The organism is Mesorhizobium sp. M7A.F.Ca.ET.027.03.2.1, assembly GCF_003999175.1.
Taxonomy (GTDB): domain Bacteria; phylum Pseudomonadota; class Alphaproteobacteria; order Rhizobiales; family Rhizobiaceae; genus Mesorhizobium.
In genome coordinates, this window is sequence record NZ_RZOM01000691.1 from 1 (window position 1) to 3,361 (window position 3,361).

The following is a 3,361-nucleotide window of genomic DNA, read 5'->3' on the forward strand; positions in this document are numbered from 1 at the left end:
ATGCGGTATGGCCCGTCCACGAAGGGCTGCACGACATGGTAGGCCTTGATGGTTTCGATCTGCACGTGTCTTGTCCGCTGTCTGTGATGGTGGGGAACGGGTCAGGCGCCCCTCGACGGGCGTTGTTCGAGGCCGCGCGCATAGGCAAGCAACTCCTCGAAATCGAGATCGATGTGCTCCCTGGCATGACGCTGGGCTGCACGCATGTCCTTGCCCTTCAGCAACCGCACATAGGTTTCGTGAACATCTTCGGCCGGCACCGGCTCATTGCGGGCATGCTGGTGGAGCGCAAAATACATCTGCAGCCGGCTGGTCAGCCGCTGCCAGGTTTCCAGCAGCACCGAATTGTCGGCCCATTCGTAGATCAGGCCATGCAGTTGCAGCGCGGTTTCGATTTGGCGTGTCGTGTCCAACGCACGGGTCGCCTGCTTCACGGCTTCGAGACGCCGGTCGAGCTCGTCGAAGAAGCGCTGGTCGCGCAGCGGCCACGCCCGCTCGATGGCCAGCTCGTCCATCACCTTGTTGAACGAATAGGCATCGTCGATGTCCTTGGCTGTGACCTCGATGACGAAGGTGCCGGCATAGGGGATGCTGGTCAGGATGCCTTCCTGGACCAGTTCGCGCATTGCCTCGCGCAACGGCGCGCGGCTGACCCGCATCTGTTCGGAAATCCGCAGCTCGTTGAGCTTCTGGCCGGGTGCGAGCTGCCCGGTCAGGATCGCGCGCCGCAACAGCGCGACGATCTCGGCGCGTCGCGTCGTGTCCGCAATCGGACTGAAATCCGCTTTCGCCATTCGGCCACTCCCAGGGAAATCGAAAGCAAGACAAGCAGATTGTCGACAATCTAACAAGAGGTCATCTTCGGATTCTTGGGGGCCGTTGGCACGTCGGCCTTTCGGTCTCAGGCGGCACGGCCGTAGAAGCCGACCCGCTCCTCGGGGCTGAACATCACGCCGGGCTTTTCATAGTAGGAAAACACCGCGATCATGCGCTCGCGCTCGCCTTCGACCGTGGTGACGCGATGCGCGGTGTTTTTGCCGCGGAAGACATTCAGCGTGCCGGGCTTCATGCGCAGGATCTTTGCATCGGGGTCGCGCCCGTCCAGCAGCCTTGCGACGCCGTCATAGTTGGGATTGCCGTCAGATCGCAGATCGGTGCGGTATTCGAGGTCGCCGCCGTATTCCGCTGCCTGCAGCAGCAGCGTCGTCGTGAATTCGGAACGATCGAAATGCCAGTTCAAAGCCTCGCCGGCGCGATAGGCCATGACATTGGTTCGCGCCAGCGGATCCTGCATGACATGCAGCCTGGTCTTGCCCATCGTCGCTGCCAGGAAGCGCAGTAGCGGTTCGTATTCGTAGATGGCGAGCACGACACTGCCAGGAATCTGGTCGGCACAGACGGTGTGGCTGATGGTCTCCACCTTGCGCAGCGCCGGATGGTCGGGTGCAAGCTCGGGGATTTCAGGCTTGAAGTAGATGTTGTGCATCCGCTTGTGCACATGCGAGCGCGCGGCCATCACCGGCTGGATTTCGCGCACGGCTTGTTCCGCCACGCCGGGGCGCAAAAACCCTTCCAGATTGAACATGCCGTCGGCTTCGAGCGCGGCGACGGATTGTTCGACAAGGCGCTGCCATTCAGCGCTGCCTTCGCGGTCGAGCGGATAGCGGTCGAGATCGAGGATGTCTTTCATCGTCATGGCTCCGAAGGTTTCGAGCCTATGAGACGGCAAAAAAATCTTTCTCTCAACGTCGAAAATAATTACGATTGAGCAAGAAAAACTTATGGATCTGTTGTGGAACGGTTGCCGCCGCTGAATGCGATCAAGGCTTTTGAAGTTGCCGCCCGTGCCGGCAGCTTCACCTTGGCCGCTTCTGAACTCGGCGTGTCCTCTGCAGCGGTCAGCCAGCAGATACGCAATCTTGAGAACTGGTTCGGCAAGCAATTGTTCGTGCGCACCGGCAACCGCATCGCGCTCACCGATGCCGGCCACGCCATCTATCCACAGACGGCGAAGGCGCTAGGAGACATCGCCGCCATAGCCCAGCGCATGCTGGAGGGCGGGATGCGGACGCGCCTGGTCGTCAGCGTGCCGTTCTCGCTGGCCGAACTGTGGCTGGCGCCGAGGCTGGCGGTACTTCTCGATGCCTTTCCGCAGATGGCGATCGACGTTCGGGTCGAGGACGATCCGGTCGACCTGATGCGCCAGAACATCGACCTGCGCATCAGCTATGGCGATTATCACTATCCCGGATTGAAACTCGTCCGTCTCGTCCATGACGACGTCCTGCCTGTCTGCGCACCGGAATTCTGGCACCGGCACGGCAATGGCGATACCAGTCTGGCGGATTTGCACGAGAGCCAGTTCATCCACACCAATTGGGGGCCGAACTATGCCTCGCACCCGACCTGGGCTGACTGGTTTGCGGCCTCCGGCGGCAGCCGCTCACCCAACCCGTCGCACGGGCGGCGCGTCGGCCTGTCCAGCCTTGCGATCGCCTCGGCAAGGCTGGGCCTGGGCATCGCGCTTGGCCAGCGGGTCATGGCGCGCGCCGATCTGGCGGCCGGTCGGCTGATTGCGCTCTCCTCCGTCTCGGTGCGCCTCGGGCATCCCTACTGTGCATTCATGCCGCCGGCCAAGGCCGACCGCGCCGATGTTGCCGGTCTGGTGGAACTGCTCAGTCGAGCGGCGCCCGCGACCTGTGGGAAGGTCGGGGCGCCGCGCTGAAGCCGGGTCCTGACGGGGGTGTTCAGGTGGCCGGCTTTTCCGGTATCGGCGATACAGGCGCTCCGGGTCCGATCTTCTGCAGATTGCCCGTGATCACCTGGTCGCCCTCGGCGACGCCGCTGAGGATGGCGACCTGACCGCCGCTCGTCGGTCCGAGCGAAACCAGCCGCTGGTCGACCGTGTTGTCCTTGCCGACGACATAGAGATATTTGCCGAGCTGGCTCGAGCCCAGCGCCGTCTGCGGCACCATCAGCGCGTCGGCCTGCTCTCTCACATGCAGCCGGACACGAACATATTGGCCGGGCAGCAGCGTGAACTTGCCGTTACCGATCGTTGCGCGCGCCGTGATCGTGCCGGTCGAGCGGTCGACCGAATTGTCGATGAAGGTAAGCTCGCCCTTCTGGCTGGCCTCGGTCTGGCCGGGGAGCAGCACCTCCACTTCGATCGGGCCGTTCGCACGGGCTTGCTCGATCTCGGCCAGATCCGTCTCGCTCGGGTTGAAGGTGACGTAGATCGGATCGAGTTGCACCAGCGTGTTGAGCACGGTGCCGGCAACGCTGACCAGCGTTCCGACCGAAGCCTGGTTGCGGCCGAGACGCCCGGCAAACGGCGCCCGGATTTCGGCGTAGCTCAGAT

4 protein-coding genes are annotated in these 3,361 nt (G+C 62.9%); 1 reads left to right on the plus strand and 3 read right to left on the minus strand.

Going from position 1 to position 3,361, the window contains the following annotated elements; all coding sequences use genetic code 11:
- Positions 1 to 101 precede the first annotated feature (101 nt).
- Both EN750_RS24995 and EN750_RS25000 read right to left on the minus strand, forming a co-directional pair.
- Complete coding sequence (locus EN750_RS24995) at positions 102 to 794, minus strand: GntR family transcriptional regulator (protein ID WP_127398065.1); 693 nt, start codon at positions 792 to 794, stop codon at positions 102 to 104.
- Positions 795 to 901: 107 nt separating this feature from the next.
- Positions 902 to 1,690, minus strand: coding sequence for a 2OG-Fe(II) oxygenase (locus EN750_RS25000; RefSeq protein WP_127398067.1), 789 nt, complete (start codon positions 1,688 to 1,690; stop codon positions 902 to 904).
- A gap of 102 nt (positions 1,691 to 1,792) precedes the next feature.
- On the opposite strand from EN750_RS25000, the gene EN750_RS25005 reads away from it, so the two are divergent.
- Positions 1,793 to 2,725, plus strand: a complete 933-nt coding sequence (locus EN750_RS25005) for a LysR substrate-binding domain-containing protein (protein ID WP_127398069.1) — start codon at positions 1,793 to 1,795, stop codon at positions 2,723 to 2,725.
- A gap of 22 nt (positions 2,726 to 2,747) precedes the next feature.
- Here EN750_RS25005 and EN750_RS25010 read toward each other — a convergent pair.
- Positions 2,748 to 3,361: efflux RND transporter periplasmic adaptor subunit (locus EN750_RS25010; protein ID WP_127398071.1), on the minus strand; the 614-nt coding region annotated here is incomplete at its 5' end.

What these genes read in the sequence shown, in the direction of transcription:
- EN750_RS25000 (WP_127398067.1), bottom strand. Translation starts at nt 1,690, where the DNA reads ATGAAAGACATCCTCGATCTCGACCGCTATCCGCTCGACCGCGAAGGC.
- EN750_RS24995 (WP_127398065.1), bottom strand. Translation starts at nt 794, where the DNA reads ATGGCGAAAGCGGATTTCAGTCCGATTGCGGACACGACGCGACGCGCC.